This is a genomic window from Streptomyces sp. NTD91, from assembly GCF_059510455.1.
The window spans coordinates 1-213 of the sequence record NZ_JCAJZW010000213.1; the positions used below are offsets into that span (position 1 = coordinate 1).

The 213-nt window shown below is 64.8% G+C and carries 1 protein-coding gene; it reads right to left on the bottom strand.

Features of this window, described 5'->3' with window-relative positions:
- A partial coding sequence (locus AC5WRT_RS39280; RefSeq protein WP_496098998.1) for an NIPSNAP family protein occupies positions 1–198 on the bottom strand: 198 nt, incomplete at its 3' end.
- Positions 199–213: the final 15 nt, after the last annotated feature.

Below are 213 nucleotides of genomic sequence, written 5' to 3' on the forward strand. Positions count from 1 at the left end.
GTCGTCGGCGTCCTTGTAGGAAACGAGGGCGTACAGACGGGGGGTCTCGTTTCCGGGTGCCGCGGGCACCGTCCAGACGCCGTGGGTGGTGATCCGGTGCTTGGCCATACCGGGAATGTGCTGGGCCCAGATCTTCTCGTAGGCGGCGAGCGCGTCGGAGCTGCGCAGGGTGTAGACGCGAAGCTGGTACTGGGACATGACACTGGTTCCTTT